The sequence below is a fragment of the Streptomyces sp. NPDC004126 genome, assembly GCF_050275515.1.
In the GTDB taxonomy this organism is placed as follows: Bacteria; Actinomycetota; Actinomycetes; order Streptomycetales; family Streptomycetaceae; genus Streptomyces.
The window spans coordinates 23,130-47,269 of the sequence record NZ_JBNNPF010000009.1; the positions used below are offsets into that span (position 1 = coordinate 23,130).

The following is a 24,140-nucleotide window of genomic DNA, read 5'->3' on the forward strand; positions in this document are numbered from 1 at the left end:
TGGTGCGGGCATGCTGCATCTGCGGATGATCGTCCCGTCCCACCGCACGAAGGACGCGCTCGCGCTCATCGACGGGACGGTCGGGACCACCCACGTGGTCGTCCTGGCGGGTGCCGGCCGCGACCCGGAGGGCGACCTGGTCCTGTGCGACGTGGCCCGCGAGTCGGCCGACGAGCTGCTCCAGGAGATGCGCGGCCTCGGCATCGACCGCGACGGCTCGATCGCCGTCGAGAACATCGACCTGTCGATCTCCACCCGCGCCGACGCGGCCGAGGAGGAGGCCCCCGGTGAGGGCGCCGACGCGGTGATCTGGGAACAGCTCGCCGAGGCGACCCACGAGGAATCCACCCTGACGATCACCTACAGCGCCTTCATGATCGTGGCGACGATGATCGCGGCCTGCGGCGTGGTCCTGGACAACGCGATCCTGATCGTGGGCGCCATGGCGGTCGGCCCGGAGTTCGGCCCGCTCGCCGGGGTCTGCACGGGGCTGGTGGAGCGCAAGCCGAGGCTCGCGGGGCGCTCGCTGGTCGCGCTGCTCGTCGGGTTCGCGGCGGCGATCGTGGCGACCACGGTGTTCAGCCTGGCCATGGACGGGCTGGGCCTCTTCCACCCGGGGGTGCTCGACAGCCCGCGGCCGAACACCAGCTTCATCTGGCAGCCCGACCCCTTCTCGTTCGTGGTGGCACTGCTCGCCGGTGTCGCGGGCATGCTCTCGCTGACCTCGGCGAGGGCCGGCGCCCTGGTCGGCGTGGCGATCTCGGTGACCACCGTCCCGGCGGGCGCCAACGCCGCCGTCGCGCTCAGCTACGGCGACTTCGGCCAGATGTGGGGCTCGGCCGAACAGCTGCTGCTGAACCTCGGCGGCATCATGCTGTCCGGGACGCTCACCCTCATCGCCTGGAAACTGCTGTGGCGCACCCAGGCGGGCCGGATGCTCCGGAAGCCGGGTGCGCCACGGGGGCAGGGGACGGGCAGCGCCTAGCCGAGCGCCGACTTCACCGCGTCCGCGAGCCGACCGGCGATCGTGCGGGCCTGCTCGATGTCGGCGGCCTCCACCATCACCCGGACGAGGGGCTCGGTGCCGGAGGGGCGCAGCAGCACCCGGCCGGTGGAACCCAGCTCGCGCTCGGCGTCGGCGACGGCCGCGGCGAGCTCGCCCGAGGTGGCGACGCGGGACTTGTCCACGTCCGGGACGTTGATCAGGATCTGCGGCAGCCGCTGCATGACCCCGGCCAGCTCGGCCAGCGAGCGGCCGGTGGCCGCGACGCGCGCCGCCAGCATCAGGCCGGTCAGGGTGCCGTCGCCGGTCGTCGCGTGGTCGAGGATGATCACGTGGCCGGACTGCTCGCCGCCCAGGGCGTAGCCGTGCTCCTTCATGGCCTCCAGGACGTACCGGTCGCCGACACCGGTCTGCACGACCGCGATGCCCTCGGCCTCCATGGCGAGCTTGAAGCCCAGGTTGGACATGACGGTGCCGACCACGGTGTTCCCGCGCAGCTGTCCGGCCTCGCGCATGGCCAGCGCCAGGACCGCGAGGATCTGGTCGCCGTCGACCTCGGCGCCGGTGCCGTCCACCGCCAGGCAGCGGTCCGCGTCGCCGTCGTGGGCGATGCCGAAGGCGGCGCCGTGCTCGACCACGGCCTGCTTCAGCAGCTCCAGGTGGGTGGAGCCGCAGCCGTCGTTGATGTTCAGGCCGTCGGGCTCGGCGCCGATCGTGACGACCTCCGCGCCGGCCCGGGTGAAGGCCTCGGGCGAGACGTACGCGGCCGCGCCGTGGGCCTCGTCCAGGACGACCTTCAGGCCGTCGAGGCGGTTGGGGAGGACGCCGATGAGGTGGGCGACGTACTTGTCGAAGCCCTCGTCGTAGTCGGAGACGCGGCCGACGCCGGCGCCGGTGGGACGCTCCCAGGGCGCGCCCGTGCGGTGCTCCTCGTACACGGACTCGATGCTGTCCTCCAGCTCGTCGGCGAGCTTGTGGCCGCCGCGCGCGAAGAACTTGATTCCGTTGTCGGGCATGGCGTTGTGGCTCGCGGAGAGCATGACGCCGAGGTCGGCACCCAGCGCACCGGTGAGATACGCCACCGCCGGGGTGGGCAGCACACCGACGCGCAGGACGTCCACGCCGGCGCTGGCGAGGCCGGCGACCACCGCGGCCTCCAGGAACTCGCCCGACGCGCGCGGGTCGCGGCCGACGACGGCCGTGGGCCGGTGGCCCTCGAAGGTGCCCGCCTCGGCCAGTACATGTGCGGCCGCCACGGAGAGGCCGAGCGCGAGCTCAGCCGTCAGATCCGCGTTGGCGACGCCTCGTACACCGTCCGTCCCGAAGAGTCGTCCCACTGTTGTCCTCCCGAGTTCAAGCTTCGCTTGGTGACCGCTAGTGACAGTTGTTTGCCGCTTTTGGCGGTAAACGAACCGCCCCGGCAGCACAGAGAGTGCTGCCGGGGCGGTTTCGTTGCTGAACAGCAGGCGAAGATTAACGCTTGCTGTACTGCGGAGCCTTACGGGCCTTCTTGAGACCGGCCTTCTTGCGCTCGACCGCACGGTCGTCGCGGGAGAGGAAGCCGGCCTTCTTCAGCGCCGGGCGGTTGTTGTCCACGTCCGCCTCGTTCAGCGCGCGGGCCACGCCGAGGCGCAGGGCGCCGGCCTGACCGGAGACGCCGCCACCCGAGATGCGGGCGATGACGTCGTAACGGCCGTCAAGCTCCAGGAGCTTGAAGGGCTCGTTGACTTCCTGCTGGTGCACCTTGTTGGGGAAGTAGTCCTCAAGGGTGCGACCGTTGATCTTCCACTTGCCGGTGCCCGGAACGATCCGGACGCGGGCGATGGCGTTCTTGCGACGGCCCAGGCCGGCGGCCGGCTGGGGGTCACCGAAGCGACCGGCAAGCGACTCGGAGGTGTAGTCGCCCTCGACGACGACGTCCGACTCGGTGGTGTACTCCTCGACGCCCTCGAACTCGTCGATGGGGGTCTCGGCGGTGGTCTCGGCCACGATGCTCCTCAGAATTCTCTACGTCTTAGGGGGTGGCCGGAACTACTGCGCGACCTGGGTGATCTCGAACGGCACCGGCTGCTGGGCAGCGTGGGGGTGCTGGTCGCCCGAGTAGACCTTCAGCTTCGAGAGCATCTGACGGCCCAGGGTGTTCTTGGGGAGCATGCCCTTGACGGCCTTCTCGACGGCCTTCTCCGGGTTGTTCGCCAGGAGGTCGTCGTAGCGCACGGAGCGGAGACCGCCCGGGAAGCCGGAGTGGCGGTACGCCATCTTCTGGGTCGCCTTGTTGCCGGACAGGTGGACCTTGTCGGCGTTGATGACGATGACGAAGTCGCCCATGTCCATGTGGGGGGCGTAGGTCGGCTTGTGCTTGCCCTTCAGGAGGGCAGCGGCCTGGGTCGCCAGACGGCCGAGGACGACGTCCTGGGCGTCAATGACGAGCCACTGGCGCGAGATGTCGCCGGGCTTGGGGCTGTACGTACGCACGCGTATGCCTTCGCTTCTTCAGTGGTGGGTCATCCCATAGGGCGCTAGCCCCGCGGGAAGGGTCCTGACAGGGTCACCACGGACGATCACGACAGCCCTCGTTCACATCGGGGACGCACCCGAGTGAAAACCGCTGGTCATCGGTCCGGTGGACCGGCGTAAGGCCCTTTCACGTGAGAATGAGAAAGCCAATACGCATAACAAACCAGCAGGATACCCAAGTAGACCCGTACGGGTCAAAACGCGGTCCGCGATGCCGATTCTGCTGGCGTCGCGGCGCACTCCGGTTCGGTCCTGGATGGGGACCCCGCAGTTGTTACTCGTCCCAGGGTAACCCGACCGGAGACCACTGCACGACGTGCCAGCAGACCCGCGAGCCCGCACAGGGTCGCCATGTCCTTGAAGGCGCGCCGCTTGCCGGCCAGCTCGTCCGGCCACGGAACCAGCGCCGCCTGCGGCGTCAGGGCCAGCCAGAACCAGGGCGAGCGGGGCATCGAGCCCGCCCGCACCCCCGACGCGAGCAGCAGCGGCAGCACCACCAGCAGGTAGTGGTCGAAGGAGGGGCGCGAGACCAGGAATGCGGTGAGCATCACGCCGCAGGCCGTCTCCACGAGCCTCAGCTCGCCCCCGTCACCCTCGGGATCCGGCCGGCGCCAGCGGGTCCACGCCGCCCACAGCCCGGCCCCGGCCCCCGCGAAGGCCACCGCCACCGCCACCGGCTGGGGCAGCCCCAGCCGCGGCAGCACCGCGATCGGCGAGGCGTCCCAGGGCAGCGCGTACGCGTCCTGCCCCTGGAAGAGGAACGGCAGCGTCTTGGTGAAGAACAGCGACGGGCTCGGCATCACCAGCGCCCCCGCCAGCGACGTCCCCAGCGGCACCAGCACCGCCACCGCCAGCCCCCGCCACCGCCGGGCCAGCACGAACAGCAGCCCGACCGGCACCAGCATCGGCTTGCACGCGATCGCCAGCCCCACCACCAGCCCGGCCGACCCCCACCGCCCCCGGTGCGCGAGCAGCAGCGCCAAGGGCAGCGCGGCCGCCGAGACCGCCGTCCAGTTCCCGATCAGCACCAGGTTCGCGTACGGCTTGTAGGCCAGCGCCAGCACCGCGAACCCGCCCACCGCCAGCCGCGAGCGCAGCGGCACCGAGAACAGCCTCAGCGCCGCCAGCCAGCCGGCGCCCAGCAGCCCCGTCATCCCCGCCGGAAGCAGCCACCGCAGCGCCTCCCGCGGCAGCAGCGCCTCGGGCACCGCCATCAGCACCGCGCTGGGCAGGTACAGGAACCGCTTGTCCTCGTACGGGGAGCCGCCGTCCAGCAGCGTCCGCGCGGCCTTGACCACGAAGGCGTTGTCGGAGCCCCAGTTCGCCCGCAGGCTCGTGGAGACGGCCAGGAACACCAGGACCCCGGCCGACACCACCCGCCAGGGCCGCGGGGCCGGCCCCAGCAGCCAGGCGGTCAACCGCACCCCCGTGGACGGCTGCCGCCACCGCATGAGCCAGATGCTCGGCCGCAGCCCCACGGCAGTCCCCCTCAGCGCTTGCGGTCGACCCTGCGTTCGTCCCAGACGGGCTCCTGAGTTTCCCTCACGACGCCGTCCGAACCGAAGACCAGGTAGCGGTCGAAGGTCCGGGCGAACCAGCGGTCGTGCGTCACGCACAGCACGGTCCCCTCGTACGACTCCAGGCCGTCCTGCAGGGCCTCCGCCGACTCCAGGTCCAGGTTGTCCGTCGGCTCGTCCAGCAGCAGCGCCGTCGTCCCCGCCAGCTCCAGCAGCAGGATCTGGAAGCGCGCCTGCTGGCCGCCCGAGAGCTTCTCGAACTTCTGCTCGCCCTGGCGATCCAGCTCGTACCGGCGCAGCACCGCCATCGCCGGGCCCAGCGGCTTCGCCGCCTCCGTCCACAGGATGTCGACGAGCGTGCGCCCGAACAGCTCCGGGTGCGCGTGCGTCTGCGCGAAATGGCCGGGCAGCACCCGCGCGCCCAGCTTCCAGTCACCGGTGTGCTTGACGTCCTCGCCCGCGAGCAGCCGCAGGAAGTGCGACTTGCCGGAGCCGTTCGAGCCGAGCACCGCGACCCGCTCGCCGTAGAAGACCTCCAGCGAGAACGGCTTCATCAGGCCGGTCAGCTCCAGGTTCTCCACGGTCAGCGCGCGCACGCCCGTGCGGCCGCCCTTGAGCCGCATCTTGATCTCCTGCTCGCGCGGCGGCTCCGGCGGCGGGCCGGCCTCCTCGAACTTCTGGAAGCGGGTCTGCATCGCCCGGTACCGCGAGGCCATGTCCGGGCTGCTCGCGGCCTGGTTCCGCAGCCGCAGGACCAGCGCCTTCAGGCGGGCGTGCTCCTCGTCCCAGCGGCGCTTGAGCTCCTCGAAGCGGGCGAAGCGCTCCTTGCGGGCCTCGTGGTAGGTGTCGAAGCCCGCGCCGTGCACCCAGACGTCCGTACCCGTCGGGCTCGGCTCCAGGCTGATGATCTTCTCGGCGGCCCGGGACAGCAGCTCCCGGTCGTGCGACACGAAGAGCACCGTCTTGCGGGTGGCCTTCAGCTGCTCCTCCAGCCACCGCTTGCCCGGGACGTCGAGGTAGTTGTCCGGCTCGTCGAGCAGCAGCACCTCGTCCGGCCCGCGCAGCAGCGCCTCCAGCACCAGCCGCTTCTGCTCACCGCCCGACAGCGTGCGCACCTCGCGGTACTGGGCCCGGTCGAAGGGGATGTCCAGCGCGGCCGTGGTGCACACGTCCCACAGGGTCTCCGCCTCGTAGCCCTGCACGTCGGCCCAGTCGCTGAGCGCCTGCGCGTACGCCATCTGCGCGGCCTCGTCGTCGACCGTGAGGATCAGGTGCTCGGCGTGGTCCACGGCCTTCGCCGCTTCCCGGATCCGCGGCTGCGCCACCGAGACCAGCAGGTCCCGTACGGTCGTCTCGTCCCGGACCGAGCCCACGAACTGCGACATCACCCCGAGGCCGCCGCTGATGGCGACGCCGCCGCCGTGCGGCTGGAGCTCGCCCGAGATCAGCTTCAGCAGAGTGGTCTTGCCGGCGCCGTTCGCGCCCACCAGGGCCACCACCGACCCCTCCCCCACGCGGAAGGAGACGTCGGGGAGCAGGACCCGCCCGTCGGGAAGGTAGTACTCCAGGTGGCCGGCTTCGAGATGTCCCATGCCGGGCATTGTCCCGGTCGGGCGCTGATCCGCCCAACCGGTTTGCCGCGTCCCGGCCCCGCGGCGGGCTCAGCAGCCCGCGCAGCCGCCGCCCGCACCCGGCAGCGTCCGCATGTTCCGGGCCTCCTTGCTGCGTGCGGCCAGCAGCTCGTCCGCCGGGTAGCCGACCTCCTCCAGGGTCAGCCCGTGCGGCTTGACCACGTGCACCGAGGAGTCCCGTACGGCGGCGGCCAGCACCTGCCCGGGCCACTCGACGGGCCGGTGCCCGTCGCCGACGTGGAGCAGGGCCCCGACCAGCGAGCGGACCATGTTGTGGCAGAACGCGTCCGCGCGGACCGTCGCCGTGATGACCCCGTCCTCACCGCGCTCCCAGCTGAGCTGCTGGAGCGTGCGGATGGTGGTGGCGCCCTCGCGCCTCTTGCAGTACGCGGCGAAGTCGTGCTCGCCGACGAGGGCGGCGGCGGCCCGGTTCATGGCGTCCACGTCCAGCGGCCACTGGTGCCACAGCACGTGCCCGCGGCGCAGCGGGTCCACGCCCGCCTGGTGGTCGCCGACGCGGTAGGCGTAGCGGCGCCAGATCGCGGAGAAGCGGGCGTTGAAGCCCTCGGGGGCCTCGGCGGCCTTCCACACCCGGATGTCGTGCGGGAGGCGCCCCGCGAGGCGGCGCAGCAGCTTGTCGTGGTGCTCGGCCCACACCTCCTCGGCCAGGTCGAACTGCGCGACCTGCCCGCGCGCGTGCACCCCGGCGTCGGTCCGGCCGGCCACGGTCAGCTCGACCGGTTCCTTGAGCCGCATCACGGTCTGCAGGGCGCTCTCCAGCTCGCCCTGGACGGTCCGCAGCGTGCGCTGCTTCGCCCAGCCGGAGAAGTCCTTGCCGTCGTAGCTCAGGTCCAGCCGTACCCGGACGTGCCCGGGCTCCACCTCGTCACTCACGTGACAGATCCTCTCAGAAGCACAGCAATGCAGAACGGGCCCGCCCCCGGGAAGGGGCGGGCCCGTTCAGAGCCGATCAAGCAAGCTCGATCCCGGGACGGGATCAGGCCTCCTTGGTCTCCTCGGCGGCGGGAGCCTCGGCCACGGCCTCGGCGTCCTTCGCGGCGCGCTTGGTGGCGGCCTCGGCCTCACCGGTGGCCTGCTGGGCCACGGTCAGGGCCTCGACCAGCTCGATCACGGCCATCGGGGCGTTGTCGCCACGACGGTTGCCGATCTTGGTGATGCGCGTGTAACCACCGGGGCGGTTCTCGTAGCGCGGGGCGATCTCGGTGAACAGCGTGTGCACGATGCTCTTGTCCGTGATCGTCTGCAGCACCAGGCGACGGTTGTGGATGTCGCCCTTCTTGGCCTTGGTGACCAGACGCTCGGCGTAGGGACGCAGGCGGCGGGCCTTGGCCTCGGTGGTGGTGATGCGGCCGTGCTCGAAGAGGGCCTTCGCGAGGTTCGCGAGGAGGTGCTTCTCGTGCGCGGCGGAGCCGCCCAGGCGGGCACCCTTTGCGGGACGCGGCATTGTTACTCCTTCAAATCTGCACCGGCCGTGTCAGGTACCGGTGTCAGTTCCCCCAAGCGGTCGCGAGGGGGTGGGTGCGGGGGGCGCTAGCCCCCCGCAAGCTTTCTAGTACTGCTCGGTCTCGACGAAACCGGCGTCCGCGTCGTCGTCGGCGCCGAAGGCGTCGGCGGCGGCGGTCGGGTCGAATCCGGGCGGGCTGTCCTTGAGGGCCAGGCCCATGCCGGCCAGCTTCGCCTTGACCTCGTCGATCGACTTCGCACCGAAGTTGCGGATGTCGAGCAGGTCGGCCTCGGAGCGGGCGACGAGCTCACCCACGGAGTGGATGCCCTCGCGCTTGAGGCAGTTGTACGACCGAACGGTGAGCTCCAGCTCCTCGATCGGCAGCGCCAGGTCGGCGGCCAGGGCGGCGTCCGTCGGGGACGGGCCCATGTCGATGCCCTCGGCGTCGATGTTGAGCTCGCGGGCCAGACCGAACAGCTCGACCAGGGTCTTGCCGGCGGACGCCATGGCGTCGCGCGGGCGCATGGCCTGCTTGGTCTCGACGTCGACGATCAGCTTGTCGAAGTCGGTGCGCTGCTCGACTCGGGTCGCCTCGACCTTGTAGGTGACCTTGAGGACCGGGCTGTAGATGGAGTCGACCGGGATGCGGCCGATCTCCTGGCCCAGCTGCTTGTTCTGGACGGCGGAGACGTAGCCGCGACCGCGCTCGACGGTCAGCTCCATCTCCAGCTTGCCCTTGCCGTTGAGCGTGGCGAGGACCAGGTCCGGGTTGTGCACCTCGACACCGGCCGGGGGCGCGATGTCGGCAGCGGTGACCAGGCCGGGACCCTGCTTGCGCAGGTACATCACGACCGGCTCGTCGTGCTCCGAGGAGACGACCAGCTGCTTGATGTTGAGGATGATGTCCGTGACGTCTTCCTTGACGCCCGGCACGGTGGTGAACTCGTGCAGGACGCCGTCCACGCGGATGCTGGTGACAGCGGCACCCGGGATGGAGGACAGGAGGGTACGGCGCAGGGAGTTGCCGAGGGTGTAGCCGAAGCCCGGCTCCAGCGGCTCGATCACGAACCGCGAGCGGTACTCGTCGACGACCTCTTCGGTCAGCGAAGGACGCTGAGCGATAAGCATGTCTGTGTTCCTTCAGTCGTGGACGCCCACTATTTGACGCCCGACGGGTAAAGCCAGGTACAGCAAGGGTACGGGCGGTACGGCCCCCCGAAGGGGTACGTACCGCCCGGACACTCAAGAACGCACAGGTGCGTCCGCTGCGTCAGACGCGGCGGCGCTTCGGCGGGCGGCAGCCGTTGTGCGGGGTGGGGGTGACGTCCTGGATCGAGCCGACCTCGAGGCCGGTGGCCTGGAGGGAGCGGATCGCGGTCTCACGGCCGGAGCCGGGACCCTTGACGAAGACGTCGACCTTGCGCATGCCGTGCTCCTGCGCGCGGCGGGCGGCCGACTCGGCGGCCATCTGCGCGGCGAAGGGGGTGGACTTGCGCGAGCCCTTGAAGCCGACGTGGCCGGCGGAGGCCCAGGAGATCACGTTGCCCGAGGGGTCGGTGATCGAAACGATGGTGTTGTTGAACGTGCTCTTGATGTGGGCGTGCCCGTGAGCGACGTTCTTCTTTTCCTTGCGGCGCACCTTCTTGGCAGCGCCCTGACGACCCTTGGGGGGCATCTCTTACTCCTACGGGAGGTGGTCGGTCCTACAGCGCAAGACCGCTGAACAGGACTACTTCTTGCCCGGCTTCTTCTTACCGGCGATCGCGCGACGCGGGCCCTTGCGGGTACGCGCGTTCGTGCTGGTGCGCTGACCGTGCACCGGCAGGCCACGACGGTGGCGGATGCCCTGGTAGCACTGGATCTCGATCTTGCGGCGGATGTCGCCCTGGATCTCGCGGCGGAGGTCACCCTCGGTACGGAGGTTGGCGTCCACGTACTCGCGGATCTTGACGAGGTCCTCTTCGGCCAGGTCACGAACGCGGGTGTTCGGGTTCACGCCGGTGGAGGCGAGGATCTCCTTGGACCGGGTGCGCCCGATACCGAAGACGTAGGTGAGTGCGATCTCCACACGCTTTTCGCGCGGGATGTCAACACCGGAAACGCGTGCCATTCAATGGCTCCTGTGTGTTCGGGGGTCTGCAACAGAACCGCTCCCGACCGCCGACCACCCGAATGGGCGGTGGTACGTCCGGGTCCCCGGCCCCCGCCGGAGGTGCCGCCGGCCCCTGAGGGCTGGGCGGGTTCTGCTTATGTACGTTTTCTTACGTCGCGCGAAGAACTGCGTAGTGCAGGTCGGTCGGCGTGCGTCAGCCCTGGCGCTGCTTGTGGCGCAGGTTGTCGCAGATGACCATGACCCGACCGTGACGGCGGATCACCTTGCACTTGTCGCAGATCTTCTTGACGCTCGGCTTGACCTTCATGTTGGTGAGGTTCTCCGGGTCAGTGCCACCACCCGCACCGGGACGGATGCCCAGGCAGGAGTGAGGACAAGATCTACTTGTATCGGTAGACGATCCGGCCACGCGTCAGGTCGTACGGAGACAGCTCCACAACGACCCGGTCATCGGGAAGGATGCGGATGTAGTGCATACGCATCTTGCCGCTGATGTGCGCGAGGACCTTGTGACCGTTCTGGAGTTCCACCTTGAACATGGCGTTCGGGAGGGACTCGATCACGGTGCCCTCGATCTCGATGGCACCTTGCTTCTTGGCCACGCTTCGCCTTTCGAATCGGCTACCTTGATCGGCGCTGTGCCCCATGCAGGGCATGGAAATGCACGTGAGCCGACGAGTCAGTCTACGTCAGGGCACCCAGAAAGACGAATCCGGAAAGTTTGCCCACGAGTCTAGATCATTAAGCGACGGCTACCCGAGCGGGTCCGGGGCTGTCGTGATGCCGTACTCCGCCAGCTTCGCCTTGCCGCAGTCCGGGCTGGTCAGGACGATCGGGCCGGCCTCGGTCAGGGCGACCGAGTGCTCCCAGTGCGAGGACCAGGTGCCGTCCGTGGTGATGACCGTCCAGTCGTCCGCCAGGACCTCTGTCTGGGCGGTGCCCAGGGAGACCATCGGCTCGATCGCCAGGCACAGGCCCGGGACCAGCTTGATGCCCTTGCCCCGCTTGCGCGAGACGTAGTTCAGCAGGTGCGGGTCCATGTGCATCTCGGAACCGATGCCGTGGCCGCCGTAGTCCTCGATGATCCCGAACTTGCCGAGGCTGTGCTCACCGGTCGACGGCCGCGGCTGGCGCTTGATGTAGCCCTCGATCGCCTTCGAGATGTCCACCAGGCGGTTGCCGAGCTTCATGGCCGCGATGCCGGCCCACATCGACTCCTCGGTGACGCGGGAGAGCTCGATCAGCTCCGGAGCGTGACCGGTGCCCACGAAGGCGGTGTACGCCGCGTCGCCGTGCCAGCCGTCCACGATCGCGCCGGCGTCGATGGAGATGACGTCGCCGTCCTTCAGGACCGTCTTGTCGTCCGGGATGCCGTGGACGACGACCTCGTTCACCGAGGTGCAGATGGTCGCGGGGAAACCGCCGTACCCGAGGAAGTTCGACTTCGCGCCGGCGTCGGCGATCACCTTCCGGGCCACCATGTCCAGGTCGCGCGTCGTGGAGCCCGGCACTGCCGCCTCACGGGTCGCCGCGTGGATCGCGGCGACGACCAGCCCTGCCTCCCGCATCTTCGCGATCTGCTCGGGGGTCTTCAGCTGAACCATGAACGGGGACCTTCCACCTTCGAAAACGGGTCTTCATCAACAGTAAGGCCGCGATGCCCGAGGGACACCGCGGCCGTACTGTCGGTCACGAACTGGAGTGACTACTTCTTGAGGGCGTCCATCGCCCGCTTGGTGATCTCGTGCACCTCGCCGAGGGCGGAGATGGTCACCAGCAGGCCCTGGGCCTTGTAGTAGTCGATGATCGGCTCGGTCTGCGTGTGGTAGACCTCCAGCCGGTTGCGGACCGTGGCCTCGGAGTCGTCGTCGCGCTGGTAGAGCTCGCCCTCGCACTTGTCGCAGACGCCGTCGACCTTCGGCGCCGCGTAGATCACGTGGAAGACGTGCGCGGAGTCCTTGCGGCAGATGCGCCGGCCGGCGATCCGCTTGACGACCTCGTCCTCCTCGACCTCCAGGTCGAGGATGGCGTCGAGCTTCATGCCCGCTTCCTTGAGCATGGCGTCGAGCGCCTCGGCCTGGGCCACGTTGCGCGGGAAGCCGTCGAGCAGGAACCCGCCCTTGGCGTCCGGCTGCTCCATCCGGTCCTTGGCCATGCCGATGGTGATCTCGTCGGGGACGAGCTCACCGGCGTCCATGAACGCCTTCGCGCGGCGGCCCAGCTCGGTGTTCTGGCTGATGTTGGCGCGGAAGAGGTCACCCGTGGAGATGTGCGGGATCGACAGGTTCTTGGCAAGGAACGCGGCCTGCGTTCCCTTGCCCGCACCGGGAGGCCCGACGAGGACGATTCGCATCAGCGGAGGAACCCTTCGTAGTTGCGCTGCTGGAGCTGGCTCTCGATCTGCTTCACGGTTTCCAGACCCACACCCACGATGATGAGGATGCTCGTCCCGCCGAACGGGAAGTTCTGGTTCGCTCCGAAGCCGGCCAACGCCATTGTCGGCACAAGAGCGATCAGACCCAGGTACAGCGACCCCGGCCAAGTGATCCGGTTGAGTACGTAGCTCAGGTACTCGGCGGTAGGCCGGCCGGCGCGGATGCCCGGGATGAACCCACCATACTTCTTCATGTTGTCCGCAACTTCCTCGGGGTTGAACGAGATCGCCACGTAGAAGAACGCGAAGAAAACGATCAGGAGGAAGTAGGCGGCGATGTAGTACGGGTGGTCGCCCTTGACGAAGTGCTTCTGGATCCAGGTCGCCCAGCCCGCCGTCGAACCGCTGAACTGCACGATAAGCGCCGGGATGTACAGCAGCGACGAGGCGAAGATGACCGGGATGACACCGGCCTGGTTCACCTTGAGCGGGATGTAGGTGGACGTACCGCCGTAAGCCCGGCGGCCGATCATGCGCTTCGCGTACTGGACCGGGATCCGGCGCTGCGCCTGTTCGACGAAGACCACCAGGGCCACCATCGCGAGGCCCACCAGGATGACGACCGCGAACTCCACCCAGCCATCAGCGATCTTGCCCTGGAGCTTGATGGTCCAGAGGGCGCCGACGAAGCCGGCCGCGATCGAGATGAACATCAGGATGGACATGCCGTTGCCGATGCCGCGGTCGGTGATGAGCTCACCGAGCCACATGACGACACAGGTACCGGCGGTCATGGTGATCACCATGGTGATCGTGGTGAAGATCGAGTGGTTCGGGACGATCTCGCGAGCGACCGGGCAGCTGCCGAAGAGGGCGCCGGTGCGCGCGGTGGCGACCAGGCCGGTGCCCTGGAGGATCGCGAGCGCGACCGTCAGATAGCGCGTGTACTGCGTGATCTTCGCCGTGCCGGACTGGCCCTCTTTTTTGAGGTTCTCCAGCTTCGGGATGACCACGGTCAGCAGCTGCAGGATGATGCTCGCCGTGATGTACGGCATGATGCCGAGCGCGAAGATCGTGATCTGCAGCAGCGCACCGCCACTGAACATGTTGACCAGACCGAAGAGGCTGTTGCTGCTCCCCATCTGGTCCACACAGATCTGGACGTTCTTGTAGCTCACGCCGGGTACCGGGATGTGGGACCCGAGCCGATACAGCACGATGATGCCGAGTGTGAAGAGCAGCTTCTTGCGCAGGTCGGGCGTCTTGAACGCCCGGGCGAACGCGGTGAGCACGGTGCCTCCTGCGACCCCCGCGCTACTGCGTCAGAGGTGACGGTCTGAAGGATCGACGAATACGTACAAGCAAAGGTGCACGCCACCTTACCGGCGAGTGCACCCCCCGTGGAACGACCAACCGGGGATGCCCCTTTTGTGAGGCATCCCCGGTCGGGTTTCTAGCTATTTGTCACAAGAGTTTCGTCTTAGACGAGCTCGGTGACGGAGCCGCCGGCGGCGGCAATCTTCTCCTTGGCGGAGGCGGAGACGGCGTCAACCGAAACCGTCAGCGCCACGGAGATCTCGCCCTGGCCCAGGACCTTGACGAGGCTGTTCTTGCGAACCGCGCCCTTGGCGACCAGGTCGGCCACCGTGACCTCTCCACCCTCGGGGTAGAGGGCACCGAGCTTGTCCAGGTTGACAACCTGGAACTCGGTGCGGAACGGGTTCTTGAAGCCCTTCAGCTTCGGCAGGCGCATGTGGAGGGGCATCTGCCCACCCTCGAAGCGCTGCGGAACCTGGTAGCGGGCCTTCGTGCCCTTGGTACCACGACCAGCCGTCTTACCCTTCGACGCCTCACCGCGACCCACACGGGTCTTCGCGGTCTTGGCACCGGGGGCGGGACGGAGGTTGTGGGCCTTCAGCGGGTTGGTCTCAGCCATTAGTCAACCTCCTCAACCGTCACGAGGTGGCGGACGGTGTGCACCATGCCGCGGAACTCGGGGCGGTCCTCCTTGACGACCACGTCGTTCAGGCGCTTGAGCCCGAGCGAACGAAGGGTGTCGCGGTGGTTCTGCTTGCTGCCGATGTACGACTTCGTCTGCGTGATCTTGAGGCGGGCCATCAGACACCCGCCCCAGCGCGCGCACGAAGCAGAGCCGCGGGGGCGACGTCCTCGAGCGGCAGACCACGGCGAGCCGCGATCTCCTCGGGACGCTGCAGGCCCTTCAGGGCCTCCACGGTCGCGTGCACGATGTTGATCGCGTTGTCGGAGCCGAGCGACTTCGACAGGATGTCGTGAACGCCGGCGCACTCCAGAACGGCGCGCACCGGGCCACCGGCGATAACACCGGTACCGGGGGAAGCAGGCTTCAGCAGGACAACGCCGGCCGCCTTCTCGCCCTGGATCGGGTGCGGGATGGTGCCCTGGATGCGGGGAACCTTGAAGAAGTTCTTCTTGGCTTCCTCGACGCCCTTGGCGATGGCCGCGGGAACTTCCTTGGCCTTGCCGTAACCGACACCTACGGTGCCGTCACCGTCACCCACCACGACGAGCGCGGTGAAGCTGAAGCGACGACCACCCTTGACAACCTTGGCGACACGGTTGATCGCGACAACGCGCTCAACGTAAGCGGTCTTCTCGGCGGCAGCGCCACCGTCGCGACCCTTCCGGTCCCGCCGCTCGCCGCCACCGGCACCGCTGCCGCGGCGCTGGGGTCCAGCCATTGGATTACCTCTCTCTGTTACGTCCGTGAGTCCCGGAACCGGGGCTTAGAACTTCAGCCCGGCTTCGCGGGCGGCGTCAGCCAGAGCGGCAATGCGCCCGGCGTATCGGTTGCCACCGCGGTCGAAGACGACGGTCTCGACACCCGCAGCCTTGGCACGCTCGGCGACGAGCGCGCCGACAGCCTGGGCCTGCGAGCTCTTGTCGCCCTCGCCACCGCGGATCGAAGCGTCCAGGGTCGACGCCGACGCAAGGGTGTGACCCTTGAGGTCGTCGATGACCTGAGCAACGATGTTGCGGTTCGAACGCGTCACGACGAGGCGCGGACGCTCCGCCGTACCCGAGACGTTCTTGCGGATGCGGATGTGGCGGCGAGCCTTGGCAGCGCGCTTGTACGCGTCGCCCTTGGCGATCTTCACACCGTATGCCATGGCTACTTACCAGCCTTTCCGACCTTGCGGCGGATGACCTCGCCGGCGTACTTGACACCCTTGGCCTTGTACGGGTCGGGCTTCCGCAGCTTGCGGATGTTGGCGGCGACCTCGCCGACCTTCTGCTTGTCGATGCCCTCGACCGAGAACTTGGTCGGGGACTCGACCTTGAACGAGATGCCGTCGGGCGCCGTGACCAGGATCGGGTGGCTGTAGCCGAGCTGGAACTCCAGGTCGGAGCCCTTCGCGGCCACGCGGTAACCGACACCGCTGATCTCGAGGGCCTTGGCGTATCCCTGGGTCACGCCGGTGATCATGTTCGCCACCAGCGTGCGGGACAGGCCGTGCAGGGCCTTGTTCTGACGCTCGTCGTTCGGACGGGTGACGTTCAGAACGCCGTCCTCACCCTTGACGATCTCGATCGGCGCGGCGACGGTGTGCGAAAGGAGACCCTTGGGGCCCTTCACCGCAACCGTGCGGCCATCGATGGTGACGTCCACACCGGCGGGAACCTGGATGGGGAGCTTGCCGATTCGCGACATTGCTTTTCCTCCGTTCCCGACTACCAGACGTAGGCGAGGACTTCCCCACCTACGCCCTTCTTGCCTGCCTGCTGGCCGGTCAGGAGACCGTGCGACGTGGAGATGATCGCCACGCCGAGGCCGCCGAGGACCTTGGGCAGGTTGGTGGACTTCGCGTACACGCGCAGACCGGGCTTCGAGATCCGCTTGATGCCCGCGATGGAGCGCTCACGGTTCGGCCCGAACTTCAGCTCGAGGACGAGGTTCTTGCCGACCTCGGCGTCCTCGACCTTCCAGCCGGTGATGAAACCCTCCTGCTTGAGGATCTCCGCGATGTGCGACTTGATCTTGCTGTGCGGCATCACGACGGTGTCGTGGTACGCCGAGTTAGCGTTACGCAGACGGGTCAGCATGTCTGCGATCGGGTCAGTCATGGTCATGAAGTGGCCTTCGGCCTCTCTCGCCGGGGTTTCCTGTATGCGCCATCCCTCTCCCCGCTCAGAGGCGGGACGGGTGCGGTGCGGGGACCTACGGCGTAGTAAGTCGTTATGGGCGGCGGACGCCCAACCACACAAGCCTAAGGCATGCGCGGCCGGGCATCCGCCGACCAGATGCTTACCGAGAGTCTCTGGAACTTCCCCAAGTCCTTACGGACGGGAGGGAATTACCAGGAGCTCTTGGTCACGCCCGGCAGCTCGCCACGGTGAGCCATCTCACGAAGGCAGACGCGGCACAGGCCGAACTTGCGGTACACGGAGTGGGGGCGACCGCAGCGCTGGCAGCGGGTGTACGCACGCACACCGAACTTGGGCTTGCGGGCAGCCTTCGCGATGAGAGCCTTCTTCGCCATCTCGCTTACGCCTCCTTGAAGGGGAAGCCGAGGTGACGAAGGAGCGCGCGGCCCTCGTCGTCGTTGGTCGCCGTGGTGACCACGGTGATGTCCATACCCCGGGTACGGTCGATCTTGTCCTGGTCGATCTCGTGGAACATGACCTGCTCCGTGAGACCGAAGGTGTAGTTGCCACGGCCGTCGAACTGCTTCGGCGACAGACCACGGAAGTCACGGATACGCGGCAGCGCGAGCGACAGCGTACGGTCCAGGAACTCCCACATGCGGTCACCACGGAGGGTGACGTGGCAGCCGATCGGCTGACCCTCGCGCAGCTTGAACTGCGCGATGGACTTGCGGGCCTTCGTGACGGCCGGCTTCTGACCGGTGATCGTCGTGAGGTCGCGGATGGCGCCGTCGATCAGCTTCGAGTCACGGGCGGCGTCGCCGACACCCATGTTCACGACGATCTTGACGAGGCCGGGGATCTGCATGACGTTCTCGTAGGAGAACTCCTCACGCAGCTTGCCCGCGATGTCCTCGCGGTACTTCGTCTTCAGACGCGGAGTGGTAGCCATCAGATGTCCTCACCCGTGCGCTTGGCAACGCGGATCTTGTTGCCCTCGTCGTCGAAGCGGAAACCGACGCGGGTGACGACCTTCTTGCCGTCCTTCTCCACGACCAGCTGGACGTTGGACACGTGGACGGGGGCCTCGGTGATCACGATGCCGCCGGCCTGGTTCTGCCCAGCCTTGGTGTGCTTCTTGACCCGGTTGACACCCTCGACCAGAACGCGGGACTCGGTCGGGAAGGCCGCGATGACCTTGCCCTGCTTGCCCTTGTCCTTACCGGTGATGACCTGGACCAGGTCGCCCTTCTTGATCTTCATGCTTACAGCACCTCCGGCGCGAGCGAGATGATCTTCATGAACTTCTTCTCGCGCAGCTCACGGCCCACGGGGCCGAAGATACGGGTGCCGCGAGGGTCGCCGTCGTTCTTCAGAATGACGGCGGCGTTCTCGTCGAAGCGGATGTACGAGCCGTCCTGGCGGCGGCGCTCCTTGACGGTGCGAACGATGACCGCCTTGACGACGTCACCCTTCTTCACGTTGCCACCGGGGATCGCATCCTTGACGGTGGCGACGATGACGTCACCGATGCCCGCGTAGCGGCGACCGGAGCCACCGAGAACACGGATGCAAAGGATCTCCTTGGCACCAGTGTTGTCGGCGACACGCAGTCGCGACTCCTGCTGGATCACGTCTATCTCCTGTTTGTCTGCCGGTTCCCGGCCGGGGCTTCACAGAAGCCCCGGCCGAGCCTGGCGGAACGAACCTGAAGGGTTACCCCTTCAAGTGATTACTTGGCCTTCTCGAGGATCTCGACGATGCGCCAGCGCTTCGTCGCCGACAGCGGACGCGTCTCCATGATGAGGACGCGGTCGCCGACGCCGGCAGCGTTCTGCTCGTCGTGCGCCTTGAGCTTGTTCGTACGGCGGATGACCTTGCCGTACAGCGCGTGCTTCACGCGGTCCTCGACGGCGACGACGACGGTCTTGTCCATCTTGTCGCTGACGACCAGACCCTCGCGGGTCTTGCGGAAACCGCGCTCGGTCTTCTCAGTCACGTTGTTCTCGCTCATCAGGCGTTCTCCACCGTCTCGATACCGAGCTCACGCTCGTGCATCAGGGTGTAGATGCGAGCGATGTCCTTACGGACGGACTTGAGCCGGCCGTTGTTCTCCAGCTGGCCGGTGGCCGCCTGGAAACGGAGCTTGAACAGCTCCTCCTTGGCCTCGCGCAGCTTGGCAACGAGCTCCTCGTTGCCGAGCTCGCGGAGCTCGGACGCCTTGGTTCCCGTCGCCATCACGACTCACCTGCCTCGCGCTTGACGATGCGGCACTTCATCGGCAGCTTGTGGGCCGCACGAGTGAGAGCCTCACGCGCAATCTTTTCGTTCGGGTAGGACAGCTCGAACATGACCCGGCCCGGGTGCACGTTCGCGATCCACCACTCCGGGGAACCCTTACCGGAACCCATGCGGGTCTCGGCAGGCTTCTTCGTCAGCGGACGGTCCGGGTAGATGTTGATCCAGACCTTGCCGCCACGCTTGATGTGGCGGGTCATCGCGATACGAGCCGCCTCGATCTGGCGGTTCGTCACGTAGGCGGGGGTGAGCGCCTGGATGCCGTACTCGCCGAACGAGACCTCAGTACCGCCCTTGGCCATACCGCTGCGCTTCGGGTGGTGCTGCTTGCGGTGCTTGACCCTACGAGGGATCAGCATGTCGGTCAGGCCTCCGTTCCGGTGCTCTCAGCCGGAGCGGCGGCGGGAGCGTCGGCCTTGGGGGCCTCGGCACCAGCAGCCTGCTGCGGCTTGCGGCCACCACGGCCGCCGCGCTCGCCACCACGGCCACCACGGCCGGCGGGACGGTCGCCAGCGCCGGCACCACGGGCCGGGCGGTTACCCGCACGGGCCGCAGCGTTCTCGGCGCGAACCTCGGCGATGTTCTTGACGTCGCCCTTGTAGATCCAGACCTTCACGCCGATACGGCCGAAGGTGGTCTTGGCCTCGAAGAAGCCGTAGTCCACGTTCGCGCGCAGCGTGTGCAGCGGCACACGACCCTCGCGGTAGAACTCGGAGCGGGACATCTCGGCGCCGCCGAGACGGCCGCCGCACTGGATCTTGATGCCCTTGGCGCCGGCCTTCATGGTGCCCTGCATGCTCTTGCGCATGGCACGACGGAAGGAGACGCGGGAGGAGAGCTGCTCGGCAACGGCCTGGGCAACGAGCTGAGCGTCGAGCTCGGGGTTCTTGACCTCGAGGATGTTCAGCTGGACCTGCTTGCCCGTGAGCTTCTCGAGGTCACCGCGGATGCGGTCGGCCTCGGCGCCACGGCGGCCGATGACGATGCCGGGACGGGCGGTGTGGATGTCCACACGCACGCGGTCACGGGTGCGCTCGATCTCAACCTTCGAGATGCCGGCGCGCTCCATGCCGGACGTCATCATCCGACGGATGGCGACGTCTTCCTTGACGTAGTCCTTGTACAGCTTGTCGGCGTACCAGCGGGACTTGAAGTCCGTGGTGATGCCGAGTCGGAACCCGTGCGGGTTTACCTTCTGGCCCATTACCGGGAACCTTCCTTGCTGCTGACGACCACGGTGATGTGGCTGGTCCGCTTGCGGATCCGGTAGGCACGGCCCTGGGCACGCGGACGGAACCGCTTCAGGGTCGGGCCCTCGTCCACGTACGCCTCGCTGATGACCAGCGTGGAGGCGTCCGGGTGGTTGTAGTTGTGCGCGGCGTTGGCAATGGCGCTGTCCAGCACCTTGCCGACCGGCACGCTCGCGGCCTGCGGGGCGAAACGCAGGACCGCCTGAGCCTCCGTGGCATCCATGCCACGGATGAGGTCCACCACGCGGCGGGCCTTCATGGGCGTGACGCGGATGTACCGCGCCTGGGCCCTGGCTTCCATGGTTGTCCCTTCGGTGTTAGTCATAGTCGTAACCACCCCGCTACTAGCGGCGCTTCGACTTCCGGTCGTCCTTGACGTGGCCGCGGAAGGTGCGAGTCGGCGAGAACTCGCCGAGCTTGTGGCCGACCATCGACTCGGTGACGAACACCGGGACGTGGGTCTTGCCGTTGTGCACCGCGATCGTGTGACCCAGCATGCTGGGGATGATCATCGAGCGACGGGACCAGGTCTTGATGACGTTCTTGGTGCCGGCTTCGTTCTGGGCGTCCACCTTCTTTACGAGGTGGTCGTCGACGAAGGGCCCCTTCTTGAGACTGCGCGGCATCTAAACCCGCTCCTAGCGCTTCTTGTTCGTCTTGCGGCGGCGGACGATGTACTTGCTCGAAGCCTTCTTCGGCGAGCGAGTACGACCCTCCTTCTGACCCCACGGGGAGACCGGGTGGCGACCACCGCTGGTCTTGCCCTCACCACCACCGTGCGGGTGGTCAACCGGGTTCATCGCGACACCGCGGACGGTCGGGCGAACGCCCTTCCAGCGCATGCGGCCGGCCTTGCCCCAGTTGATGTTCGACTGCTCGGCGTTGCCGACCTCACCGACGGTGGCGCGGCAGCGCGCGTCGACGAGACGGATCTCACCGGACGGCATGCGGAGGTGGGCCATCACGCCCTCCTTCGCGAGCAGCTGCACGGAGGCACCGGCGGAGCGGGCGAACTTGGCGCCGCCACCGGGACGGAGCTCGATCGCGTGGATCGTGGTACCGACCGGGATGTTGCGGAGCGCGAGGTTGTTGCCCGGCTTGATGTCGGCCGTGGGGCCGTTCTCGATCCGGTCACCCTGCTGCAGACCGCGCGGCGCGATGATGTAGCGCTTCTCGCCGTCGGCGTAGTGCAGCAGCGCGATGCGCGCGGTGCGGTTGGGGTCGTACTCGATGTGCGCGACCTTGGCCGGCACGCCGTCCTTGTCGTGACGACGGAAGTCGATCACGCGGTAGGCGCGCTTGTGTCCGCCACCCTGGTGGCGAACGGTCACACGACCGGTGTTGTTACGGCCGCCCTTGCTGTGCAGGGGGCGGACCAGCGACTTCTCCGGCGTGGACCGCGTGATCTCGACAAAGTCGGCGACGCTGGAGCCACGACGGCCCGGGGTCGTCGGCTTGTACTTGCGGATACCCATTTCTCAGTCCTCGTCCGATTCCGGACGACTAGACCTCCGTTAGGAGGCCTGGCCGCCGAAGATGTCGATACGGTTGCCCTCGGCAAGGGTCACGATGGCGCGCTTGGTGTTGGCGCGCTTGCCGAAACCGGTCTTGGTGCGCTTGCGCTTACCCTGACGGTTGATCGTGTTGACCCCGGTGACCTTGACCGAGAAGACCGCCTCGACGGCCTGCTTGATCTGGGTCTTGTTGGCGCCGGGCGCGACGATGAACGTGTACTTGTTCTCGTCCAGCAGCGCGTAGCTCTTCTCCGAGACGACCGGCTTGATCAGCAGGTCGCGCGGGTCGGTGAAGGTCTTGCTGGTAACGGTCGCCTCAGACATCAGGCCTCGTTCCCTTCGGTCTCATCGGCCTTGGGGCCAGACACGAAGGACTCGAGCGCGGCCTGGGTGAAGACCACGTCGTCAGAGACGATCACGTCGTACGTGTTCAGCTGGCCCGGCTCCAGGATGTGAACCTGGGGCAGGTTGCGGGCGGACAGCCACGCCAGCTCGTCAGAGCGCTCGGCGACCAGGAGCAGGTTCTTGCGCTCCGAGATCTTGCCGAACAGCGTCTTGGCGGCCTTGGTGGAGGCGGAACCCTCGACCACGCCGGTGACGACGTGGATGCGGGAGTGACGCGCACGGTCCGAGAGGGCACCGCGGAGGGCGGCGGCCTTCATCTTCTTGGGGGTCCGCTGCGAGTAGTCACGCGGCTGCGGGCCGTGGACGACGCCACCGCCGGCGAACTGCGGAGCGCGGGTCGAACCCTGACGGGCGCGGCCGGTGCCCTTCTGGCGGTAAGGCTTCTTGCCACCACCACGGACTTCGCCACGGGTCTTGGTCTTGTGCGTGCCCTGACGGGCAGCAGCCAGCTGCGCGACGACGACCTGGTGGATCAGCGGAACGCTGGTCTTCGCGTCGAAGATCTCCGCGGGGAGCTCGACGGTACCGGCCTTGTCGCCTGCCGGCGAAAGGATGTCAATGGTGCTCATTACCTCAAGCCCCCTTGGCCGCGGTACGGACCAGGACGAGGCCGCCGTTCGGACCGGGGACCGCACCCTTGATGAGGAGCAGACCCTTCTCCGCGTCAACCGCGTGGATGGTCAGGTTCTGGGTGGTGACGCGCTCGTTACCCATGCGACCGGCCATGCGCATGCCCTTGAAGACACGCCCAGGGGTGGCGCAGCCACCGATCGAACCGGGGGAGCGGTGCTTGCGCTGCACACCGTGACCGGCGCCGAGGCCCCGGAAGTTGTGCCGCTTCATGACACCGGCGAAGCCCTTGCCCTTGCTGTTGCCCGTGACGTCAACCTTGACGCCGGACTCGAACACCTCAGCAGTGATCTCCTGGCCGAGCGTGTACTCGCTGGCGTCGGAGGTGCGGAGCTCCACCAGGTGGCGGCGGGGGGTCACGTCGGCCTTGGCGAAGTGGCCCTTGAGGGGCTTGTTCACCTTGCGCGGGTCGATCTCGCCGAAGGCGATCTGGACCGACTCGTAGCCGTCGATGTCGTTCGTACGGACCTGGGTCACGACGCAGGGTCCGGCCTTGACGACGGTCACCGGGACGACACGGTTGTTCTCGTCCCAGACCTGGGTCATGCCGAGCTTCTCGCCCAGGACGCCCTTGATCTGCTTTGCCATCTTCTCGACGCCTCTCAGAGCTTGATCTCGATGTCAACGCCGGCCGGAAGGTCCAGGCGCATCAGCGAGTCAACGGTCTTGGGCGTCGGGTCGAGGATGTCGATCAGGCGCTTGTGCGTGCGCATCTCGAAGTGCTCGCGCGAGTCCTTGTACTTGTGCGGCGACTTGATGACGCAGTACACGTTCTTCTCAGTGGGCAGCGGCACCGGGCCCGCGACCGACGCACCAGTGCGGGTCACCGTCTCGACGATCTTCTTCGCCGAGGAGTCGATGACCTCGTGGTCGTAGGCCTTGAGCCGGATGCGGATCTTCTGTCCCGCCATGGCTACTCCGTAGTCCTGTCTCTGTGTGGAAACGCTCTGGCTCCCGGGAGGCTGCGGAACGGGGTTCCGCGGCTTCTCTCCGACCCACGCGGTCGGGCGTGTCGCATACCCTCTACAGAAAATTCCCATACGGAAATTCCCTCGTCCAAGGGGATGCGGTCCTGACCGCGTCTCGGGGGAGAAACACCCACCGAGTGCCTGGTGGGCACCGTGCTGACACTTCCCAGAAGATTCCCGTACGTCCGTCCTCATTGCTGCCCCGAAAGGCAGATTAAGGACGACGAGTACTGTGGGACTCGCTTCCGGTCCTCCCGGCGGGAGGCGCACAGCATCGGCACTCAACCGAGCAACTTGAGTAGTCTGCCATACGAGACACGTACCTGGCCA

At 67.5% G+C, this 24,140-nt stretch carries 37 protein-coding genes; 1 reads left to right on the forward strand and 36 read right to left on the reverse strand.

Annotated features, from left to right (window positions below):
- Window positions 1-10 precede the first annotated feature (10 nt).
- Entirely contained in the window at window positions 11-985 is a 975-nt protein-coding gene (locus tag ACQKM2_RS10910) for a DUF389 domain-containing protein (RefSeq protein WP_427708463.1), read from the forward strand.
- Here the strand turns inward: ACQKM2_RS10910 and glmM are convergent.
- The 36 genes from glmM to rpsJ form a co-directional block, all read right to left on the reverse strand.
- Complete coding sequence (glmM, locus tag ACQKM2_RS10915) at window positions 982-2,340, reverse strand: phosphoglucosamine mutase (protein ID WP_427708464.1); 1,359 nt, start codon at window positions 2,338-2,340, stop codon at window positions 982-984. The genes ACQKM2_RS10910 and glmM overlap by 4 nt on opposite strands.
- 136 nt (window positions 2,341-2,476) lie before the next feature.
- Complete coding sequence (rpsI, locus tag ACQKM2_RS10920) at window positions 2,477-2,992, reverse strand: 30S ribosomal protein S9 (RefSeq protein ID WP_007265926.1); 516 nt, start codon at window positions 2,990-2,992, stop codon at window positions 2,477-2,479.
- A 42-nt stretch (window positions 2,993-3,034) separates the two neighbouring features.
- Window positions 3,035-3,478, reverse strand: a complete 444-nt coding sequence (rplM, locus tag ACQKM2_RS10925; RefSeq protein ID WP_427708465.1) for a 50S ribosomal protein L13 — start codon at window positions 3,476-3,478, stop codon at window positions 3,035-3,037.
- A gap of 236 nt (window positions 3,479-3,714) precedes the next feature.
- The gene (locus tag ACQKM2_RS10930; protein ID WP_427708466.1) at window positions 3,715-4,971 is read right to left on the reverse strand and encodes a glycosyltransferase family 87 protein; all 1,257 of its coding nucleotides are present in this window, start codon (window positions 4,969-4,971) and stop codon (window positions 3,715-3,717) included.
- Window positions 4,972-5,009: 38 nt separating this feature from the next.
- Window positions 5,010-6,629, reverse strand: coding sequence for an ABC-F family ATP-binding cassette domain-containing protein (locus ACQKM2_RS10935; protein ID WP_427708467.1), 1,620 nt, complete (start codon window positions 6,627-6,629; stop codon window positions 5,010-5,012).
- 69 nt (window positions 6,630-6,698) lie between these two features.
- On the reverse strand, window positions 6,699-7,562 hold the full coding sequence (truA, locus tag ACQKM2_RS10940; protein ID WP_427708468.1) for a tRNA pseudouridine(38-40) synthase TruA: 864 nt from the start codon (window positions 7,560-7,562) through the stop codon (window positions 6,699-6,701).
- A 103-nt stretch (window positions 7,563-7,665) separates the two neighbouring features.
- Complete coding sequence (gene rplQ, locus ACQKM2_RS10945; RefSeq protein WP_030298228.1) at window positions 7,666-8,133, reverse strand: 50S ribosomal protein L17; 468 nt, start codon at window positions 8,131-8,133, stop codon at window positions 7,666-7,668.
- 105 nt (window positions 8,134-8,238) lie between these two features.
- Complete coding sequence (locus tag ACQKM2_RS10950; RefSeq protein ID WP_007265920.1) at window positions 8,239-9,261, reverse strand: DNA-directed RNA polymerase subunit alpha; 1,023 nt, start codon at window positions 9,259-9,261, stop codon at window positions 8,239-8,241.
- Between the two features lie 142 nt (window positions 9,262-9,403).
- Complete coding sequence (gene rpsK, locus ACQKM2_RS10955; protein WP_003956432.1) at window positions 9,404-9,808, reverse strand: 30S ribosomal protein S11; 405 nt, start codon at window positions 9,806-9,808, stop codon at window positions 9,404-9,406.
- 54 nt (window positions 9,809-9,862) lie between these two features.
- On the reverse strand, window positions 9,863-10,243 hold the full coding sequence (gene rpsM / locus ACQKM2_RS10960; protein WP_007265919.1) for a 30S ribosomal protein S13: 381 nt from the start codon (window positions 10,241-10,243) through the stop codon (window positions 9,863-9,865).
- Window positions 10,244-10,439: 196 nt separating this feature from the next.
- Entirely contained in the window at window positions 10,440-10,553 is a 114-nt protein-coding gene (rpmJ, locus tag ACQKM2_RS10965; protein ID WP_003956441.1) for a 50S ribosomal protein L36, read from the reverse strand.
- Between the two features lie 73 nt (window positions 10,554-10,626).
- The gene (gene infA / locus ACQKM2_RS10970; RefSeq protein ID WP_003956442.1) at window positions 10,627-10,848 is read right to left on the reverse strand and encodes a translation initiation factor IF-1; all 222 of its coding nucleotides are present in this window, start codon (window positions 10,846-10,848) and stop codon (window positions 10,627-10,629) included.
- Window positions 10,849-10,998: 150 nt separating this feature from the next.
- Complete coding sequence (map, locus tag ACQKM2_RS10975; protein WP_125817852.1) at window positions 10,999-11,850, reverse strand: type I methionyl aminopeptidase; 852 nt, start codon at window positions 11,848-11,850, stop codon at window positions 10,999-11,001.
- A 101-nt stretch (window positions 11,851-11,951) separates the two neighbouring features.
- On the reverse strand, window positions 11,952-12,599 hold the full coding sequence (locus ACQKM2_RS10980; protein WP_427708469.1) for an adenylate kinase: 648 nt from the start codon (window positions 12,597-12,599) through the stop codon (window positions 11,952-11,954).
- Window positions 12,599-13,912 carry a preprotein translocase subunit SecY gene (gene secY, locus ACQKM2_RS10985; protein ID WP_427708470.1) on the reverse strand — a complete coding sequence of 438 codons (1,314 nt, stop codon included), beginning with the start codon at window positions 13,910-13,912 and terminating at the stop codon, window positions 12,599-12,601. Before secY ends, ACQKM2_RS10980 begins: the two co-directional genes overlap by 1 nt.
- Window positions 13,913-14,100: 188 nt before the next feature.
- The gene (rplO, locus tag ACQKM2_RS10990; protein ID WP_427708471.1) at window positions 14,101-14,556 is read right to left on the reverse strand and encodes a 50S ribosomal protein L15; all 456 of its coding nucleotides are present in this window, start codon (window positions 14,554-14,556) and stop codon (window positions 14,101-14,103) included.
- Window positions 14,556-14,738: a 50S ribosomal protein L30 gene (gene rpmD / locus ACQKM2_RS10995; protein WP_005313525.1), complete on the reverse strand. Its 183-nt coding sequence runs from the start codon at window positions 14,736-14,738 to the stop codon at window positions 14,556-14,558. The genes rplO and rpmD overlap by 1 nt, the downstream gene beginning before the upstream one ends.
- Entirely contained in the window at window positions 14,738-15,340 is a 603-nt protein-coding gene (rpsE, locus tag ACQKM2_RS11000; protein WP_007265914.1) for a 30S ribosomal protein S5, read from the reverse strand. Before rpsE ends, rpmD begins: the two co-directional genes overlap by 1 nt.
- 45 nt (window positions 15,341-15,385) lie before the next feature.
- Entirely contained in the window at window positions 15,386-15,769 is a 384-nt protein-coding gene (gene rplR, locus ACQKM2_RS11005) for a 50S ribosomal protein L18 (protein WP_007265913.1), read from the reverse strand.
- Window positions 15,770-15,771: 2 nt separating this feature from the next.
- Window positions 15,772-16,311, reverse strand: coding sequence for a 50S ribosomal protein L6 (rplF, locus tag ACQKM2_RS11010; RefSeq protein WP_427708472.1), 540 nt, complete (start codon window positions 16,309-16,311; stop codon window positions 15,772-15,774).
- 20 nt (window positions 16,312-16,331) lie between these two features.
- Entirely contained in the window at window positions 16,332-16,730 is a 399-nt protein-coding gene (rpsH, locus tag ACQKM2_RS11015) for a 30S ribosomal protein S8 (protein ID WP_007265911.1), read from the reverse strand.
- 224 nt (window positions 16,731-16,954) lie between these two features.
- Entirely contained in the window at window positions 16,955-17,140 is a 186-nt protein-coding gene (locus ACQKM2_RS11020; RefSeq protein ID WP_003956452.1) for a type Z 30S ribosomal protein S14, read from the reverse strand.
- Window positions 17,141-17,145: 5 nt separating this feature from the next.
- Complete coding sequence (rplE, locus tag ACQKM2_RS11025) at window positions 17,146-17,697, reverse strand: 50S ribosomal protein L5 (protein WP_030298216.1); 552 nt, start codon at window positions 17,695-17,697, stop codon at window positions 17,146-17,148.
- The gene (rplX, locus tag ACQKM2_RS11030) at window positions 17,697-18,008 is read right to left on the reverse strand and encodes a 50S ribosomal protein L24 (RefSeq protein WP_007265909.1); all 312 of its coding nucleotides are present in this window, start codon (window positions 18,006-18,008) and stop codon (window positions 17,697-17,699) included. Before rplX ends, rplE begins: the two co-directional genes overlap by 1 nt.
- Before the next feature lie 2 nt (window positions 18,009-18,010).
- Window positions 18,011-18,379 carry a 50S ribosomal protein L14 gene (gene rplN / locus ACQKM2_RS11035; RefSeq protein WP_003956455.1) on the reverse strand — a complete coding sequence of 123 codons (369 nt, stop codon included), beginning with the start codon at window positions 18,377-18,379 and terminating at the stop codon, window positions 18,011-18,013.
- 98 nt (window positions 18,380-18,477) lie between these two features.
- The gene (gene rpsQ / locus ACQKM2_RS11040; RefSeq protein WP_007265908.1) at window positions 18,478-18,759 is read right to left on the reverse strand and encodes a 30S ribosomal protein S17; all 282 of its coding nucleotides are present in this window, start codon (window positions 18,757-18,759) and stop codon (window positions 18,478-18,480) included.
- Window positions 18,759-18,983 (reverse strand): 50S ribosomal protein L29, encoded by a 225-nt coding sequence (gene rpmC, locus ACQKM2_RS11045; RefSeq protein WP_007265907.1) that lies wholly within the window; start codon window positions 18,981-18,983, stop codon window positions 18,759-18,761. The genes rpsQ and rpmC overlap by 1 nt, the downstream gene beginning before the upstream one ends.
- Window positions 18,983-19,402 carry a 50S ribosomal protein L16 gene (rplP, locus tag ACQKM2_RS11050; RefSeq protein WP_007265906.1) on the reverse strand — a complete coding sequence of 140 codons (420 nt, stop codon included), beginning with the start codon at window positions 19,400-19,402 and terminating at the stop codon, window positions 18,983-18,985. Before rplP ends, rpmC begins: the two co-directional genes overlap by 1 nt.
- Window positions 19,403-19,407: 5 nt before the next feature.
- Entirely contained in the window at window positions 19,408-20,247 is an 840-nt protein-coding gene (rpsC, locus tag ACQKM2_RS11055; RefSeq protein ID WP_007265905.1) for a 30S ribosomal protein S3, read from the reverse strand.
- Complete coding sequence (gene rplV / locus ACQKM2_RS11060) at window positions 20,247-20,594, reverse strand: 50S ribosomal protein L22 (RefSeq protein ID WP_007265904.1); 348 nt, start codon at window positions 20,592-20,594, stop codon at window positions 20,247-20,249. Before rplV ends, rpsC begins: the two co-directional genes overlap by 1 nt.
- Window positions 20,595-20,637: 43 nt before the next feature.
- Entirely contained in the window at window positions 20,638-20,919 is a 282-nt protein-coding gene (rpsS, locus tag ACQKM2_RS11065; RefSeq protein ID WP_007265903.1) for a 30S ribosomal protein S19, read from the reverse strand.
- Between the two features lie 12 nt (window positions 20,920-20,931).
- A complete protein-coding gene (gene rplB / locus ACQKM2_RS11070; protein WP_007265902.1) occupies window positions 20,932-21,768 on the reverse strand; it encodes a 50S ribosomal protein L2 in 837 nt (278 codons plus the stop codon).
- Between the two features lie 39 nt (window positions 21,769-21,807).
- Window positions 21,808-22,131, reverse strand: a complete 324-nt coding sequence (rplW, locus tag ACQKM2_RS11075) for a 50S ribosomal protein L23 (RefSeq protein WP_007265901.1) — start codon at window positions 22,129-22,131, stop codon at window positions 21,808-21,810.
- Window positions 22,131-22,781 (reverse strand): 50S ribosomal protein L4, encoded by a 651-nt coding sequence (rplD, locus tag ACQKM2_RS11080; RefSeq protein ID WP_401247073.1) that lies wholly within the window; start codon window positions 22,779-22,781, stop codon window positions 22,131-22,133. The genes rplW and rplD overlap by 1 nt, the downstream gene beginning before the upstream one ends.
- A 4-nt stretch (window positions 22,782-22,785) precedes the next feature.
- On the reverse strand, window positions 22,786-23,430 hold the full coding sequence (gene rplC / locus ACQKM2_RS11085; RefSeq protein WP_007265899.1) for a 50S ribosomal protein L3: 645 nt from the start codon (window positions 23,428-23,430) through the stop codon (window positions 22,786-22,788).
- Between the two features lie 14 nt (window positions 23,431-23,444).
- Window positions 23,445-23,753, reverse strand: coding sequence for a 30S ribosomal protein S10 (gene rpsJ / locus ACQKM2_RS11090; RefSeq protein ID WP_003948644.1), 309 nt, complete (start codon window positions 23,751-23,753; stop codon window positions 23,445-23,447).
- Window positions 23,754-24,140: the final 387 nt, after the last annotated feature.

Excerpts from the sequence above, each read along its gene's own strand:
- rpsJ (WP_003948644.1), bottom strand. The coding sequence starts at position 23,753 with ATGGCGGGACAGAAGATCCGCATCCGGCTCAAGGCCTACGACCACGAG.
- ACQKM2_RS10980 (WP_427708469.1), bottom strand. The coding sequence starts at position 12,599 with ATGCGAATCGTCCTCGTCGGGCCTCCCGGTGCGGGCAAGGGAACGCAG.
- rplD (WP_401247073.1), bottom strand. The coding sequence starts at position 22,781 with ATGAGCACCATTGACATCCTTTCGCCGGCAGGCGACAAGGCCGGTACC.
- ACQKM2_RS10910 (WP_427708463.1), top strand. The coding sequence starts at position 11 with ATGCTGCATCTGCGGATGATCGTCCCGTCCCACCGCACGAAGGACGCG.
- rpmJ (WP_003956441.1), bottom strand. The coding sequence starts at position 10,553 with ATGAAGGTCAAGCCGAGCGTCAAGAAGATCTGCGACAAGTGCAAGGTG.
- rplR (WP_007265913.1), bottom strand. The coding sequence starts at position 15,769 with ATGGCATACGGTGTGAAGATCGCCAAGGGCGACGCGTACAAGCGCGCT.
- rplO (WP_427708471.1), bottom strand. The coding sequence starts at position 14,556 with ATGGCTGAGACCAACCCGCTGAAGGCCCACAACCTCCGTCCCGCCCCC.
- rpsQ (WP_007265908.1), bottom strand. The coding sequence starts at position 18,759 with ATGAGCGAGAACAACGTGACTGAGAAGACCGAGCGCGGTTTCCGCAAG.
- rpsH (WP_007265911.1), bottom strand. The coding sequence starts at position 16,730 with ATGACCATGACTGACCCGATCGCAGACATGCTGACCCGTCTGCGTAAC.
- rplV (WP_007265904.1), bottom strand. The coding sequence starts at position 20,594 with ATGGAAGCCAGGGCCCAGGCGCGGTACATCCGCGTCACGCCCATGAAG.
- rpmD (WP_005313525.1), bottom strand. The coding sequence starts at position 14,738 with ATGGCCCGCCTCAAGATCACGCAGACGAAGTCGTACATCGGCAGCAAG.
- rplX (WP_007265909.1), bottom strand. The coding sequence starts at position 18,008 with ATGAAGATCAAGAAGGGCGACCTGGTCCAGGTCATCACCGGTAAGGAC.
- rplE (WP_030298216.1), bottom strand. The coding sequence starts at position 17,697 with ATGGCTACCACTCCGCGTCTGAAGACGAAGTACCGCGAGGACATCGCG.
- map (WP_125817852.1), bottom strand. The coding sequence starts at position 11,850 with ATGGTTCAGCTGAAGACCCCCGAGCAGATCGCGAAGATGCGGGAGGCA.
- rplW (WP_007265901.1), bottom strand. The coding sequence starts at position 22,131 with ATGTCTGAGGCGACCGTTACCAGCAAGACCTTCACCGACCCGCGCGAC.
- rpsS (WP_007265903.1), bottom strand. The coding sequence starts at position 20,919 with ATGCCGCGCAGTCTCAAGAAGGGGCCCTTCGTCGACGACCACCTCGTA.
- rpmC (WP_007265907.1), bottom strand. The coding sequence starts at position 18,983 with ATGGCGACGGGAACCAAGGCGTCCGAGCTCCGCGAGCTCGGCAACGAG.
- ACQKM2_RS11020 (WP_003956452.1), bottom strand. The coding sequence starts at position 17,140 with ATGGCGAAGAAGGCTCTCATCGCGAAGGCTGCCCGCAAGCCCAAGTTC.
- ACQKM2_RS10930 (WP_427708466.1), bottom strand. The coding sequence starts at position 4,971 with ATGCGGTGGCGGCAGCCGTCCACGGGGGTGCGGTTGACCGCCTGGCTG.
- rplQ (WP_030298228.1), bottom strand. The coding sequence starts at position 8,133 with ATGCCGCGTCCCGCAAAGGGTGCCCGCCTGGGCGGCTCCGCCGCGCAC.
- rpsM (WP_007265919.1), bottom strand. The coding sequence starts at position 10,243 with ATGGCACGCGTTTCCGGTGTTGACATCCCGCGCGAAAAGCGTGTGGAG.
- rplP (WP_007265906.1), bottom strand. The coding sequence starts at position 19,402 with ATGCTGATCCCTCGTAGGGTCAAGCACCGCAAGCAGCACCACCCGAAG.
- rpsC (WP_007265905.1), bottom strand. The coding sequence starts at position 20,247 with ATGGGCCAGAAGGTAAACCCGCACGGGTTCCGACTCGGCATCACCACG.
- rplF (WP_427708472.1), bottom strand. The coding sequence starts at position 16,311 with ATGTCGCGAATCGGCAAGCTCCCCATCCAGGTTCCCGCCGGTGTGGAC.
- ACQKM2_RS10950 (WP_007265920.1), bottom strand. The coding sequence starts at position 9,261 with ATGCTTATCGCTCAGCGTCCTTCGCTGACCGAAGAGGTCGTCGACGAG.
- rpsE (WP_007265914.1), bottom strand. The coding sequence starts at position 15,340 with ATGGCTGGACCCCAGCGCCGCGGCAGCGGTGCCGGTGGCGGCGAGCGG.
- rplC (WP_007265899.1), bottom strand. The coding sequence starts at position 23,430 with ATGGCAAAGCAGATCAAGGGCGTCCTGGGCGAGAAGCTCGGCATGACC.
- ACQKM2_RS10935 (WP_427708467.1), bottom strand. The coding sequence starts at position 6,629 with ATGGGACATCTCGAAGCCGGCCACCTGGAGTACTACCTTCCCGACGGG.
- rpsK (WP_003956432.1), bottom strand. The coding sequence starts at position 9,808 with ATGCCCCCCAAGGGTCGTCAGGGCGCTGCCAAGAAGGTGCGCCGCAAG.
- rplB (WP_007265902.1), bottom strand. The coding sequence starts at position 21,768 with ATGGGTATCCGCAAGTACAAGCCGACGACCCCGGGCCGTCGTGGCTCC.